This is a genomic window from Streptomyces sp. CNQ329 (assembly GCF_000482585.1).
In genome coordinates this window covers 224,162-238,138 of the sequence record NZ_AXVU01000001.1, presented here as the reverse complement: position 1 = coordinate 238,138, position 13,977 = coordinate 224,162, and the positions used below count along the sequence as shown (strand labels likewise).

The following is a 13,977-nucleotide window of genomic DNA, read 5'->3' as shown; positions in this document are numbered from 1 at the left end:
CAATCAGCCACTCGGTGGGGCCTTCGCCTCCGGGCCCGGCTCGTCCCAGACGACGGTGCGGTCGCACCACCGCGCCAGCAGCGTCCGGTCGTGGCCCACGGCCAGCAGCGCGGCGCCCGACGTGCGGCGGTACTCCTCGACGGCCGCGACCAGCGCCGCCGCGGTGGAGGCGTCGAGCATGGCCGTCATCTCGTCGCAGACCAGGATGCGGGGACGCAGCGCCAGCGCGCGGGCGAGGCAGGCGCGTTGGAGCTGGCCGTCGCTGACCTCGTGGGGACGGCGGGCCAGCAGGTCGGGGGTGAGGCCGGTGAACGACGCCAGTTCCGCCGTACGGCCCCGGGCCTCGGCCCGGCGGCCGGTGGCGCGCAGCGGCTCGCCGATCAGGGCGGCGAGCGTCATCCGCGGGTCGGCGGCGAGCCGGGGCTGCTGGAAGACGACGCCGAAGGCGGTGCGCTGTGCGCGGGGTGCGCGGTGGCGCCAGCCGCGCACGGGCTGGCCGTCGAGCAGCACCTCGCCGGCATCCGGGCGGTGCAGCAGTGCGGCGACCCGCGCGAGAGTGGACTTGCCGCAGCCGCTGGGGCCGAGGAGCCCGACGGCCTCACCGGCGGCGAGGGTGAGCCGGACGTCGCGGACGACGGGGGCGCGGCGGTCGTATCCGGCGGTGACGGCGCGCAGTTGGAGCGCGGGCGGGGCTTCAGCCGGCATCGGCGGACTCCTGCTCACGGGGAGGACCGGGCTCGCCGGTCCGCTGCGCCGCAGCCTGCTCGGGCGCGCCCTCCGGCCTCCCCGCCGGCACGGTGCCCACGGGCACCGGGTGGTGGCACGCCACCCCCGCCGTCAGCGCCGGCACCGCCTCGCAGGCTGCCGTGGCGGACGTGCACCGCGGCGCGAACGCACACCCCGGCGGCAGCGCCCCCAACTCCGGCGGCATGCCCGGGACGGGCCTGAAGCCGCGCTCCGGGAGCGCGTCGAGGAGGCCCCGGGCGTACGGGTGCCGTGGCCCCGGGGCGCCGAAGAACGCCGCGGCGCGGGCGAGTTCGACGATCCGCCCGGCGTACATCACGGCCACCCGGTCCGCGATCCGCTCCGCGGCCGCCAGGTCGTGGGTGATGATCAGCAGCCCGTGCCCGTCGTCGACCTGGCGGCGCAGCTCGTCGACGGTGCGCTCGACGAGATCGCGGTCGAGGCCGGTGGTCGGCTCGTCGGCAAGCAGCAGCGGGGGGTCGCCGACGAGCGCGAGGGCGGTGGCGGCGCGCTGCGCGAGGCCGCCGGAGAGTTCGTGCGGGTAGCGGTCGAGGTGATCGGCGGGGTACCAGGCCCGCTCCGCGGCCTTCAGCGCGGCGGCACGCACCCCGGACCCGCGGGTGCCGGTCAGCTCCCGGACCACCTCCTCAAGCTGCGAGCGCACGGTCCGTACGGGCGTCAGATGCGCGGCCGGGGACTGCGGGATGAGGCCGGCGCGGCGGCCCCGTACCCGGCGGGACAGCTCCGCCTCCGCGGCGCCGAGCAGCTCCAGTTCACCGAGGTACGCGGTGCCCGCGGTCTCGGCGTTGCCGGGCAGCAGCCCCAGGAGCGCGGAGGCCAGGACGGACTTGCCGCAGCCGCTTTCGCCGACCAGGGCGACGCACTCGCCGGCGGCCAGGGAGAGGGAGACGTCGGTGACGGCCGCGACGTACCGGCCGCGGCGCATCCGGAAGCGGACCGACATCCGGTCGAGGGTCAGCAGCGGCGCGGCGGTGTCGCGATCCGTGCGCGCGGGGGTGTCCGCGGGGTTCGTCACAGCGTCAGCTCCGATCGGCGGCGCGGGTTCAGCCGCTCCCGCCACGCCCCGGCGAGGCCGGCGACGGCGAGGGTCGGGAGGATGATGAACAGGCCCGGGAAGAGGGTGGGCCACCAGTCCCCCGCCAGCAGGGCGCCGCGTGCGCCCTGCACCATGGCGCCCAGGCTGGCCTGGTGCGGCGGCAGCCCGAGGCCCAGGAACGACAGCGCCGACTCGTGCCAGATGGCGTGCGGCACCATCAGCACCGCCGCGAGTCCCGCCTGCGGCAGCACCCCCGGTACGAGGTGGCGGATCGCGACCCGGGTGCGTGAGGCCCCGCCGGAGACGGCCGCGTCCACGAACGACCGCCCGCGCAGCGACAGCACCTCGGCACGCACGATGCGGCATGTCGAGACCCAGTGCGTCAGCCCCACGGAGGCGACGACCGGCCACACCCCGGGCTGGAACAGGGCGACGATGAAGATGCCGAGCAGCAGGTGCGGTACGGAGGCGAAGACGTCCACGAGCCGCATCACGGCCCGGTCGGCGTGCCCGCCGAGCGCACCGGCCAGGGCCCCGACGGCGGTGCCGACGACGGTGGCGACGAGGGCGGCGACCACGCCGACGAGCAGCGAGACGCGCAGTCCGTAGACGCAGCGCAGCAGCACGTCGCGGCCGACGTCGTCGGTGCCGAAGAGGTGGGAGGGGGACGGTGCGGCCAGCTTGTTGCCGATGTCGACGGCCTGCTGGTCGAGCTGGACCAGCGGCGGTACGACGAGCACCGCGAGGACGGCGAGCACGACGACGGCGGCCGAGGTGCGCACCCGCAGCGTGCGCGCAGAGGTGCGGCCGGTGGCTCCGGTGCGCCAACCGGCCGCGTCCCGCGGGCCGTCGGGCGCGCCCGGCCGCCCCGTGGCCGGTGACGTCTCAGCCATCGAAGCCCACTCGCGGGTCGGCGATCCCGTACAGCAGGTCGGACAGCAGGTTGCCGAGCAGCACCGCCGCGGTCGCCAGCACGGTCAGCGCGGCGAGCAGCGGGAAGTCGACGGACGTGGCGGCCTCGACGGTGGCCGCGGCGATCCCCGGCCAGCTGAAGACGGTCTCGATGAGCAGCGCACCGGTGATCAGCTCCGGCACCCGGGTGCCGATCAGCGTGAGCACGGGCAGCAGCCCGGAGCGCAGCGCGTGCCCCAGCAGTACGGTGCGCTCTGCGACACCGCGGGAGCGGGCGCCGCGCACGGGGTCCTCGTCCAGCGCGTCGCCGACGCCCTGGCGGACGTAGAGCACGAACCACGGCATCTGCGAGACGGCGAGGACCGACGCGGGCAGCACCAGGTGCTCGGCGACCTGCCCGAAGCCGACGACGTCCGTACCGGCGTCGGTGAGCCCGCCGGCCGGCAGCGCGTCGAGGCGGAGCGCGAACAGCCAGACGGCGAGCAGCCCGAGCCAGAACGGCGGCGCCGCCTCCAGGGCGTACGCGACGGAGGTGACGGCCCGGTCGAGCGGGCCGCCGCGGCGGCGGGCGGCGAGTACGCCCAGCAGCGTGCCGGCGACGACGGCGACGGTGAACGCGACCGCGCACAGCAGCACCGTCCAGCCGAGGCGCTCGCCGATGACGTCGGCGACGGGCTGGCGCATGCTGGTGGACTCGCCGAGGTCGCCGGCGACGGCCGCGGAGAGCCAGTCCCACCAGCGGGTGACGAACGGGTCGTCGGCGCCGAGTCCGTCGCGGAGCTGGTCCAGCGCCTCCTGGGAGGCGCTGAACCCGGCGGTGCCCGCGTACGCCTTCACCGGGTCGAACGGCGAGGCGGCGGCGATGGCGAACACCCCGAAGGTGACGGCCAGCAGGACGGGGACGGCGTGCAGCAGCCGCCGCCCGGCCATCCGCGCCATCGGGGCGGCCGGCGGCCCGGTCACGGCGCGGGCTCCCAGCTCTCGACGTTCCACCAGGGGCCGCTGCCGAAGCCGTGCTCGTGCGGCTCGACCTGCGTGGTCAGCCCGCGCCAGGTGTCGGCGACGACGTAGACGTGGTCGATGTGGGTGAGGAAGACATAGCCGGGGTTGTCGGCGAGTTCGCGTTGCACCTTGTCGTACGCCCGCCTCCGGTCGGCCTCGTCACCGCTCTCCCGGCCCTCGGCCAGGGCGGTGTCGACGTCCGGGTTCTCGTAGGAGGCCATGTTGTGGAAGCCCTGGCCGGCCAGCTCGGAGAAGAGCATCGGGTAGAGGTCGAAGTCGGGGTCGGCGGGGCTGCCGCCGCCGGCGAGCACGGCGTCCTCGGCCATCCGCGGCTCGATGACCTCCCATGTGCCGCTCTCCACCCTGGCCTCGATGCCGATCTTCTTGGCGTCGCCGGCGAAGGCGAGGGCGTGCTGTTGGCGGACCTTGTCGCCGGAGGGGTAGTAGAGGGTGAACGAGGCCCTCTGCCCGTCCTTCTCGCGGATGCCGCCGTCCCCGGGGCGCCAGCCGGCGTCGTCGAGGATCTTCCCGGCCCGCCCGGGGTCGTACGGGCGCTCGGTGCCCCGGGCGAACCACTCGCTGTCGGTGGGCACGGGCCCGTATGCGGGCTTGCCGCGGCCCTCCAGCAGCTTGTCGACCATCGCGCCGCGGTCGACGGCCACGTCGAGGGCGCGGCGGACGGCGATGTCGCCGGTGACGGGGTTGTCCGTGGGCAGGGTGACGGCGCGGTGGTCGGCGGTGGTGGCGGCGAGGGTCTGCTTGTCCTCGTCCTCGGCGAAGGTCCTGGCGAGGTCCGGCGGCAGGATGGCGCCGTCGAGGTCGCCGGAGCGCAGCCGGGTGGCGCGGATGTCGTCGTCGGCGATGATCGCCATGGTCAGCTTCTCCACCTTCGGCCTGCCGCCCCAGTACCGGGGGTTGGCGGAGAAGGTGAGCTCCTCGCCCTTGCGCCAGTGGTCCAGGACGTACGGTCCGGTGCCGACCGGCTCGGTGGTGAACGCACCGGTGTTGACATCGCCCCTGCCGGCGACGTGCTCGGGCGCGATGGGCAGCACGGTGCGCTCGGCGAAGGGGGCGTAGGGGTACTTCAGGCGGAAGACGACGGTGTCGTCCCCCTCGGCCTCGACGCTCTCGACGGCTTCCAGGTCGCCCTTGGAGGCGTTGCGGGTGCCGGGGTCGAGGATGGTCTCGTAGGTGAAGACGACGTCGGCGGCGGTGAAGGGCTCGCCGTCGCTGAACGTCACGTCGTCGCGCAGCTTGTACGTGTACGTGGTGCCGTCGTCGCCGATCTCGGGCAGGGCGCGGGCGAGGGCGGGGCGCAGCTCCATGTCGCCGGTGCGGGCGAGGAGGCCGTCGAAGAGCTTGGAGTTGCCGTCCTTGCCGTAACCGAGGAGCGGGCTGAGGGTGTCGGGCTCGTTGGCGACGCCGATGACGGCGGTGGTGCCGTCGCGGCCGGAGCCGCCGTCGGCGTCCGGGTCCGAGCAGGCGGCGGCCCCCGCGAGGACCGCCGCTGCCGCCGTGCCCGAGAGCGCCGCGCGTATGCCGCGGACCGCCATGCCACCCACTCCCCTGTTGAAGGTCGACTGTTATTGCGAGTTGTTCGCAATTACAACCGATGATCGATGAGTGCGCAATGAGGAGTCCGCACCGCGGGCACCGGGGACCGGGCGGCTCCCACGGGACGGGCCGGGTCGCGCCCGGCGCGCGCGTGACGTGCGACCGCACGCGTACGGCGCCGCCGGGCAGGAGCCCGGCGGCGCCGTACTGCGGGACGGGTCAGCGGACCCGGCGCACGTGCACGTCGTCGGCGTTGACGAAGCCGATACGGTGACCGATCTGGATGATGTGGTACTTGATCTTGCCGCGGACCACCGTGCGGTCCCCCGGCGCGGAGCCGTCGAAGGACACGGCGCGGTAGTACTCACCGGGGACCGTGCCGCCGTAGGAGTACGCCTGGCCGGCCTTGAACTCGTACGGATGGGCCGAGATCGGCTGGTACGGGATCTCCGGCGGGTACGCCGCCTCTTCGGGGTACGCCCGGCCGTAGACCGGCACCGACTCCCTGCCCTCCTTGGGCGTGACGATCTTCCCGGCGGTGAACTCGGCGACCCGCGCGCCCGCGGGGTTGTGGAACCAGCCCTTCAGCCCGTGGTACCAGATCGCCACCCAGTCACCCCTGCGTTCGGCGACCGCGTACCGCTGCCCGGCCGAGGCCCGGCTGCCGACATCCGAGACGTGCATGTCGGAGGCGCGGCCGTCGGGGTGCAGACCGATGTCGGCCAGCAGCGGGGAGTCCGCGTCGGGCTGCGCGTGCAGGATGACCGACGAGGAGGGCGCGAGCGGGCACGGCTCCGCGGGGTCGGAGCCCGACTCGTAGCTGCAGCCGGTGAACTGCGGCTTGTTGTCCTCGAAGTCCGGCTTGATCAGCACCATCTCCCCGGAGCTCCCGCCCGGGCCGCGCAGCGGCGCCTTCAGCAGCTCGAAGTAGCGCTCCCAGTCCCAGTACGGGCCCGGGTCCCAGTGCATGCCCGGGATGTTCGGTGTGGTGGTACCGGGCACGTTGTCGTGGCCGATGATGTGCGTGCGGTCCAGCGGAACGCCGTACTTGGCCGCCAGATAGCGCACCAGCGTCGCCGAGCTGCGCATCATCGCCTCGGTGTACCAGGTGCCCTGGTCCTTGGCGAAGCCCTCGTGCTCCAGACCGATGGACTTGGCGTTGATGTTCCAGTTGCCCGCCTGCCAGGCGACGTCCTTGTGCTTGACGTGCTGGGCGACGTGACCGTCGGAACTGCGCAGCGTGTACTGCCAGCTCGCCGCGCGGGTGGGGTCCTGGACCAGGCTGATGACGCCGGGGTAGCGGCCCTCGGTGTCGTGGATGACGATGTACTCGATCTTCTGGTCGTGCGGCCGGTTCGCCTTGTCGTGGTTGACGTAGGCGCCGATGTCGTCCGGGTTCGTCTGGCGGTACGTCGCCGGGATCCACTCGCAGCCGAGCCGGGCCGGGCACTCCGCTTCCTCGTTCTCCAGCCGCGGCAGGCCCAGTTCGCCGAGCCAGCGCTGCCGCGGCGCCACGGACGGGTCGCCGGCGAGCCGGACGGCCTCGCCGTCGTCGGTGGTGCGGGCGGCGCCCTCGCGGATGGTCGCGTACACCTCGTCGGCGAACGTCACCGCGTCCTGCTCGTACGCGGCGCCCGCGTACCTGGCGACCGCGCCGTACCAGTCGGCCGGGTCGGCGGAGGCCGGCGCGCCCAGGTCCTCCTGGTACGAGGCCAGCAGCGCGGCGCCGCCGGCGATGTTCCGGGCGGGCTCGGCGCGCAGCGTCGCCGCGTCGGTGCCGGTCAGCTCGGCGGCGGCGTACAGCGTGGTCAGGGCGGGGCCGAACGTCTCGTCGCCGACGGGGCGCTCGGTGTCGCCGCGGGGGTCTTCCGCGGTGCCGCCGTGGTGGTCCTCGGCGAGCACGGTGGGAGCGTCGGTCAGGTGCATGGGGCCGTAGCCGGCGTCGGTGCTCGGCTCACCCGCGTGGGTGTCCCAGCGGGACTCCAGGTACGACACGCCGAGCAGCACGCTCTCCGGAACGCCGTACTCCTCGGCCGCCGCGGCGTACTGCGCCTGCCGGGTCGCGGGAGCCGCCGCGTCCCCGCCGTCGCGGGCGGCGCCGGGGAGGGACGCCGAGGTCAGCGGCAGCAGCAGGCCGGCGGCGACGGCGGCCGTCGCCCAGGGTCGTCTTCGCAGGATCGCCCGCGGGCGGATGGCTGGAGTGGGAGGCAAGGGGACTCCTCGGGGAGGTCGGGACGGGGACGTAGGCGTGCGGTGCGTATCAGGGGTACCTACTCCGACGCGTGCCCGTCAATCCCTCCCAGGGACAGAAAAGTTGCACGTCAGCACGGCTGCCGCCCAACTGGGTGGCGGCAGTGGTCCAGACCGGTGCCGACGGCCGGCCGCGGCTCGGGACCGCGACCGGCCGCCGTACGGCCGCCGGGCCAACCCGCCCGGTTGCCCGGCGGCCGGTCAGGGCACCCGGCGGCGCCGGGCGAGCCAGGTCTGCGCGACGACGACGACCACCAGGAAGCCGCCGCTGACGACCTGCTGGTAGGCGGAGTCGAGCGAGCCGATCTGGTTGATGACGTTCTGGATCACCTTCAGCAGCAGCACGCCGGCCAGGGAGCCGCCGACGAAGCCCATGCCGCCGGAGAGCAGCGTGCCGCCGATGACGACGGCGGCGATCGCCTCCAGCTCCATGCCGTAGCCGAGGATGGTCACGCCGGAGTCGAGCCACGCGGCGTTCAGCGCGCCGGCGAAGCCGGCGAGCAGCCCGTTGAGGGTGTAGACCAGCGTCTTGGTACGGGCCACGGGCGCGCCCATCAGCGCGGCGGCGTCCTCGTTGCCGCCGACGGCGTAGACGTGCTGGCCGAAGCGGGTGCGGCGCAGCAGGATCCCGCCGGCGACGAAGAGCGCGGCCGTGATCCACACCGGGACCCCGATGCCGAGCAGCTTGCCCTGGCCGAGTTCGGCGAAGAACGAGCCCTCGGCGACGAGGTAGGTGTCGGCGCCCTCGTCGGTGACCGACAGCATCACGCCGCGGGCACCGAGCATGGCGGCGAGGGTGACGATGAACGGCGCGAGCCTGAGGCGGGCGATGAGCAGCCCGTTGACCAGGCCGAAGAGTCCGCAGACGGCGAGCGGCAGGAGCAGTGCCACCACCGTGCCGTGGCGCGAGCCCCAGGCGGCGAGCACGCCGCCCAGCACGAACACCGATCCGACGGACAGATCGATGCCGCCGGTGATGATGACGAAGGTCATGCCGAGGGCGACGATGGCGAGGAAGGCGGAGGAGACCGCCATGTTCCCGAGGTTGCCGGTGGTGGCGAAGGAGTCGAAGGACACCGAGGCCACCGCGGCGATGGCGATCAGCGCGACCAGGGCGCCGTGCTGCTGCGCGAGGGCGCTCAGCCGCTCGCCGCGCGCGGAGCCGGCCGGCTCGCCGGCGTCGTACGCCACGGCGACGGGTTCGTCTTTCACGACGGTCACCGCTTCCCCCTCTCCCGGGCGGCGTAGACGGCGAGGATGATCACCACGGCCTGGGCGATCTGCGTCCACGAAGGCTCCAGGTCATGCTTGATCAGCGTGGCCGTCAGCAACTGGATGAGCACCGCACCGGCCACCGTGCCGCCGATGCGGACCCGGCCGCCGGTCAGCGGCGTACCGCCGACGACCACGGCGGTGATGGCGGACAGCTCCATCAGGTTGCCCAGCGAGGTGGGGTCGCTGGCGGACAGCCGCGCGGTGGCCAGGAAGCCGGCGACCGCGGCGAGCACCCCGCAGACCACGTACACCACGATCAGCACCCGGCGCACCGGCAGCCCGGCGAGCGTGGCCGCGGGGCGGCTGTCGCCGATGGCGAGAAGCCGGCGGCCGAAGGTGGTGCGGCGGACGACGAAGGCGACCACGAGTGCGAGCGCCGCCGCGATCAGCACCACGTACGGCACGCCGGCGAACTCGCCGGAGCCGAGGGTGGCCATGCCCGGGTCGCGGATGTCCTCCAGTTGCGGCAGGAGCACCAGCGCGAGGCCCCGGGCGCCGACCATCAGCGCGAGCGTGGCGACGATGGGCTGGACGCCGATGAACGCGATGAGCGAGCCGTTCGCCAGGCCGACCGCGGCGCCGCCGACGACCGCGACGATCAGCGCGATCCACGGCCCGTAGCCCATGTACAGCGCGACGAGCGAGGTGGACAGGGCCATGACCGAGCCGACGGACAGGTCGACGCCCTCGCTGCCGATGGCCAGCGCCATGCCGAGCGCGACGATGACGACGGGGGCCACCTGGACGGCCTGGGTGCGGAAGTTCTCGGCGGACAGGAAGTGGGGGGTGAAGGCGATGTTGACGAGCAGCAGGAGGACGACGCCGAGGTAGACGCCGTACTCCTGCAGCCAGCGCAGCACCCGGTCGCGGTCGGCCGGCAGCGCGCGGCGGAGCGTGAGATCAGCCATGGCCGGCCGCCTCCGTCCCGGCACCGCGGGGCGCCCGGTCCGGGTCCGCACCCGGCTCCGCGGCGGCAGCGATGGCCTCCATGAGTCTGTCCTCGGTGACGTCGTCGCCGGTCAGCTCGCCGACGACGGCGCCGTCCCTGAGCACCACCACGCGGTCGGACCCCTCGATCAGCTCCTCCACGTCGGAGGAGATCAGCAGGACGCCGAGGCCGTCCTCGGCGAGTTCGTCGACGAGCTTTTGCACCTCGGCCTTGGCACCGACGTCGATGCCGCGGGTCGGCTCGTCCAGCAGCAGCACCTTGGGCTGCATGGCGAGCCAGCGCGCCAGCAGCACCTTCTGCTGGTTGCCGCCGGACAGCTCGCCGACCTTCTGGTGCGGGCTCGCGGCCTTGATGCGCAGCCTGCTGACGAACGTCTCGACGACGGCGTCGATGCGGGCGTCGGAGACCAGTCCGTAGCGGGACATGCGCGGCAGCGCGGCCAGGGCGATGTTCTCGCGGACCGAGAGCCCCGGCACGATGCCCTCCGACTTGCGGTCCTCCGGCAGCAGACTGATACCGGCCCGGACGGCGGCGGGCGTCGAGCCGGTGCGCACGGGCACGCCCGCGACGGTGACACGGCCGGCGCCCAGCGGGAGGGCACCGGCGATGGCCTTGGCGGTCTCGGTGCGTCCCGAGCCCAGGAGGCCGCCGAGGCCGACGACCTCGCCGGGGCGTACGTCGAGGGAGACATCGTGGAGTTCGTGGCGGCGTGTCAGGCCCTCGGCGCGCAGCACCGGCTCCGCGCCCGCGTCGTGATCGCCGGTGAACTTGGTCAGGCCCTCGGCCCGCACCTCTCCCCTCTCCCGGCCGAGCATGAGGGAGACCAGCCGGAGCCGGTCGAGCCCGGCGAGCGGGCCGGTGTGCACGACGCGGCCGTCGCGGAGCACGGTGACGGCGTCGCAGACGGCGTACAGCTCGTCGAGGCGGTGGCTGACGTAGACGACGGCGACGCCCTCGGCCCGCAGCCGGCCGATGACGCCGAAGAGGGTCGCGACCTCGCGGGGTTCGAGGGAGGAGGTAGGCTCGTCCATGACGACGACGTCGGTGCGGCCGGCCGCGGAGACGGCGCGGGCGAGGGCGACCATCTGCTGGGCGCCGACGCCGAGTTCGGCGAGCGGCCGGCGGACGTCGACGCGTACGCCGTAGTCGAGGAGCATCCGCTCGGCATCGCGGTGCATCCTGCCGAAGTCGATGAGGCCGCCGCGGCGGCGCGGCTCGCGGCCGAGGAGGAGGTTGCGGGCCACGCTCATCAGCGGGATGAGGTTGACCTCCTGGTAGATGGTCGAGATGCCGGCCTGCTGGGCGGCGAGCGGGGTGGCGAAGGAGGCCGGTGCGCCGCGGTGGGTCAGCTCGCCCTCGTCGGGCCGGTAGACGCCGGTGAGGACCTTGATGAGGGTCGACTTCCCGGCCCCGTTCTCGCCGACGAGGGCGTGCACCTCGCCGGCGCGGGCGGTGAAGTCGACGCGGTCGAGGGCGAGGACGCCGGGGAAGCGCTTGGTCAGGTCGCGTACGGCCAGGACGGCGGGGCGCTCCGCCGCGCCGTCCGGCCCGGCGGCCGGCTCGGCACCCGGCTCGGCGTCGGACCCGGTGTCGGCCTTGCGCGGCCCGGCGGGCCGGGCGGGCCCGACGGGCCCGCCCGGATCCTGCCGCTCGGGCGGCTCGTTCGCTGCGGCCATCGGTGTCAGTACGCCTTGCCGAGGTCGGCCTCGGCGTTGTCGGCGGTGTACTCGCTGTCCTCGATCACGATGTCCTGGCCGACCTCCTCGCCCTGGGTGAAGGCGTCGAGGGTCTCGAAGGCCAGCGGGCCGAAGCGCGGGTTGGACTCGATGACGGCGTCGATCCAGCCGTCGACGATGCCCTGGACGGCGTTGCGGGTGCCGTCGATGGTGACGATCTTGACCGCGCCGGGCTCCTTGCCCGCGCCCTTGAGCGCGTTGACGGCGCCGAGGCCCATCTCGTCGTTCTCGGCGTAGATGCCGGTGATCTCCGGGTTGGACTGGATGAGCTGCTCGGTGACCTGCTGGCCCTTCTCGCGGGCGAACTCACCGGTCTGCTCGAAGACGACCTTCAGGTCCGGGGCCTTTTCGGCGATACGGTCCTTGAAGCCCTTGGTGCGCTCGGTTGTGACGTTGTTGCCGGGCGCGCCCAGCAGGATGGCGATCTCACCCGTGCCGCCGGTGGCCTCGATCATCTTGTCGGCGGCCCGCTTGCCCTGCTCGGTGAAGTCGGAGCCGATGAAGCTCACGTAGTCCTTGCAGGGCTCCGCGTTGATCTTCCGGTCGATGGTGACGATGGGGATCTTCTTGTCCGCCGCTGACTTCAGCACCGGGTCCCAGCCGTCGGAGTTCAGCGGGGCGATGACCAGCAGATCGGCGCCCTTGGCGATGAGGTCCTGGACGTCGCTGATCTGCTTGGAGAACTGCGACTGGGCGTTCGCGGTGAGCAGTTCGATGCCGCGCTCGTCGGCCTCGGCCTTGAGGGAGGCGGTCTCGGCGATCCGGAACGGGTTGGCTTCCTTCTCGGACTGCGAGAAGCCGACGGTGGCGCCGGCGAGGTCCGTCTTCTCGGCGCCGTAGTCGCCGATCACGCAGGTCGGGCCCGACCCCCCGGAGACCTTCTGCTCGCTACCCTTGGCCTCCTCGGAGCCGGCGGCGGCACCGGTGCCCCCCTCGTCGTCCTCGGACTTGGCGCAGCCGGCCGCGAGCGCGAGGCTCGCGCTGAGCGTGACGGCGAGGAGTGTTCTGGCGGCGGTACGGGCGTGCGGCTTCATGGTGATACCCCGATTCGGGCGGTGGAGTACGAGGGCCGGGCCGCTGCGCGGGGCCCGAGGAATTCAGGGGATGTTTTACATCGTTGGAAGGGTGCTGTAAACACCTTCCGCAGCACGGGTTTGTCCGGCGGAGATCGCCACGACCCTTGCCCCGCAGGGGAGTTGACGGCCCGTCACGGCCGTGGCGGACGGGCCGGAGGGGGTGCCCGGGGCCGGCCCGGGCGGGGGCCTTTGCGGGGGGGTCAGCCGTGTCCGCGACCGCGCGTGCTCTCCCGCTCCACCAGCGCGAACGCGGGCTGCATCTCCTGCGACTCGGGCACACTGCCGTCGCCGTGGGCGGCGTCCAGGCGCTTGACCACCGACTCCACCGCAAGCCTGGCGATGGCCCGTTTGTCCGGCGCGATGGTGGTCAGCGTGACGGCCCCGTACCGACTCTCGGTGATGTCGTCGAAACCGACGACCGCCACGTCCTCCGGCACCCGCAGCCCGCGCTCGGACAGCACCCGCATCGCGCCGATGGCGATCAGGTCGTTGTACGCGAAGACCGCGTCCGGCCGCTGCCCGGAGTCCAGCAGGCCGGCCATGGCCGCAGCGCCGTCCGCCCGCTCCCAGCCCGGGTTGTACGCCACGAGCGCCTCGTCGACCGGCACGCCGCGGTCCGCCAGCTCCGCCCGCCAGCCGAGAAGGCGCAGGTGGGCGGGTTGGTGGGCGCGGTCCTCGCGGGCGCCGAGGAACGCGATACGGCGCCGGCCGAGGTCCAGCAGATGACCGACGGCCTGCCGGGCGGCGGCGATGTTGTCGATCGCGATGTGGTCGTACGGCAGGTCGTAGCGCCGCTCTCCGAGCAGCACCAGCGGGCTCTCCTCGGCCCGGCCGCGCAGATCCCCGGTCTCCAGCTCCAGCGGGCTGAGGATCAGCCCGTCCATCACCCGGGCACGGAAGCCCTGGGTGACCAGCAGCTCCAGCTCCCGCCGGCCCTGGGTGTGGTCGAGCAGAACGGTGAAGTCGTGCCGCGCGGCCTCGTCGATCACGTGCCCCGCCAGCTCGGCGAAGTAGGGGTTGCCCAGCTCCGGCACGGCGAGCGCGATGATGCCCGTTCGACCCTTGCGCAGGTGGCGGGCGGTGAGGTTGGGGCGGTAGCCGAGCTCGTCGATGGCCTGCTGGACCCGCGCCCGCATCGCCGGCGTGACGTGCGGATAGTTGTTGACCACGTTCGAGACGGTCTTCACCGACACGCCCGCCCGCTCGGCCACATCCTTCAGGCTGACTCTCACCGCGTTCCTCCTACGCCGTTTGGTCATGCACTGGACACAACGCAGGAGGCGTGCTGTCATGCCAACTGCCCTTGTTTCCAACGTTATACAAGACGCCCGGGGGCAAAGGGCAGACCCAGCACCCGCATTCTCCGACTTCCGGAGGTATCCGTGCACCGCTCCCGCAGACGCGTACGACGGCGACTACTCC

At 73.4% G+C, this 13,977-nt stretch carries 11 protein-coding genes; all 11 read right to left on the bottom strand.

Annotation, left to right across the window (positions count from 1 at the left end; translation table 11 throughout):
- Window positions 1-3: 3 nt before the first annotated feature.
- Window positions 4-705, bottom strand: coding sequence for an ATP-binding cassette domain-containing protein (locus I003_RS0101075; RefSeq protein ID WP_027769779.1), 702 nt, complete (start codon window positions 703-705; stop codon window positions 4-6).
- Window positions 695-1,708: an ABC transporter ATP-binding protein gene (locus I003_RS31290; RefSeq protein ID WP_078563662.1), complete on the bottom strand. Its 1,014-nt coding sequence runs from the start codon at window positions 1,706-1,708 to the stop codon at window positions 695-697. Before I003_RS31290 ends, I003_RS0101075 begins: the two co-directional genes overlap by 11 nt.
- A 68-nt stretch (window positions 1,709-1,776) precedes the next feature.
- Window positions 1,777-2,694 carry an ABC transporter permease gene (locus I003_RS0101065; protein ID WP_027769778.1) on the bottom strand — a complete coding sequence of 306 codons (918 nt, stop codon included), beginning with the start codon at window positions 2,692-2,694 and terminating at the stop codon, window positions 1,777-1,779.
- Complete coding sequence (locus tag I003_RS0101060; RefSeq protein ID WP_051368058.1) at window positions 2,687-3,652, bottom strand: ABC transporter permease; 966 nt, start codon at window positions 3,650-3,652, stop codon at window positions 2,687-2,689. The genes I003_RS0101065 and I003_RS0101060 overlap by 8 nt, the downstream gene beginning before the upstream one ends.
- Before the next feature lie 20 nt (window positions 3,653-3,672).
- Window positions 3,673-5,268 carry an ABC transporter substrate-binding protein gene (locus I003_RS0101055; protein WP_027769776.1) on the bottom strand — a complete coding sequence of 532 codons (1,596 nt, stop codon included), beginning with the start codon at window positions 5,266-5,268 and terminating at the stop codon, window positions 3,673-3,675.
- Window positions 5,269-5,488: 220 nt separating this feature from the next.
- Window positions 5,489-7,480, bottom strand: coding sequence for a peptidoglycan recognition protein family protein (locus I003_RS0101050; protein WP_027769775.1), 1,992 nt, complete (start codon window positions 7,478-7,480; stop codon window positions 5,489-5,491).
- A 240-nt stretch (window positions 7,481-7,720) separates the two neighbouring features.
- Window positions 7,721-8,740 carry an ABC transporter permease gene (locus tag I003_RS0101045; protein ID WP_027769774.1) on the bottom strand — a complete coding sequence of 340 codons (1,020 nt, stop codon included), beginning with the start codon at window positions 8,738-8,740 and terminating at the stop codon, window positions 7,721-7,723.
- Window positions 8,737-9,702, bottom strand: a complete 966-nt coding sequence (locus I003_RS0101040) for an ABC transporter permease (RefSeq protein WP_027769773.1) — start codon at window positions 9,700-9,702, stop codon at window positions 8,737-8,739. Before I003_RS0101040 ends, I003_RS0101045 begins: the two co-directional genes overlap by 4 nt.
- Entirely contained in the window at window positions 9,695-11,419 is a 1,725-nt protein-coding gene (locus I003_RS0101035; RefSeq protein WP_027769772.1) for a sugar ABC transporter ATP-binding protein, read from the bottom strand. The genes I003_RS0101040 and I003_RS0101035 overlap by 8 nt, the downstream gene beginning before the upstream one ends.
- Before the next feature lie 5 nt (window positions 11,420-11,424).
- Window positions 11,425-12,513, bottom strand: coding sequence for an ABC transporter substrate-binding protein (locus I003_RS0101030; protein ID WP_027769771.1), 1,089 nt, complete (start codon window positions 12,511-12,513; stop codon window positions 11,425-11,427).
- A gap of 242 nt (window positions 12,514-12,755) precedes the next feature.
- Window positions 12,756-13,787, bottom strand: a complete 1,032-nt coding sequence (locus I003_RS0101025; RefSeq protein WP_027769770.1) for a LacI family DNA-binding transcriptional regulator — start codon at window positions 13,785-13,787, stop codon at window positions 12,756-12,758.
- Between the last annotated feature and the right edge of the window lie 190 nt (window positions 13,788-13,977).